The 316-nt window shown below is 36.7% G+C and carries 1 protein-coding gene; it reads right to left on the minus strand.

Going from position 1 to position 316, the window contains the following annotated elements:
• On the minus strand, positions 1 to 316 hold a 316-nt coding region (locus tag KI686_RS16200; protein ID WP_237590358.1), incomplete at both ends, for a carboxypeptidase-like regulatory domain-containing protein.

Genomic DNA, 316 nt, shown 5'->3' on the forward strand with positions numbered 1-316 from the left:
CGCTATTTGAAGTAACCTCAACACCTGCAGCTCTACCTTGTAAGGCTTGATCTACCCTAGCCACGGGTTGATTTTCCAGAACATCTGATTTAACAGATGATACTGCCGAAACTAAAGTTTTCTTATTAGACGTTCCATAACCAATAACGACAACCTCATCAAGTTGTGCAACATCCTCTTGTAAGACTATATTAATAGTAGAATTATTCCCAACGGAAACACTTTGAGAAATAAATCCAACATAAGAAAATTCTAAAACATCACTTGCCGATGCTTCAATTGAATAGTTTCCGTCAAAATCTGTAGTTACACCTTT

The organism is Polaribacter sargassicola, from assembly GCF_021991835.1.
Taxonomy (GTDB): domain Bacteria; phylum Bacteroidota; class Bacteroidia; order Flavobacteriales; family Flavobacteriaceae; genus Polaribacter; species Polaribacter sargassicola.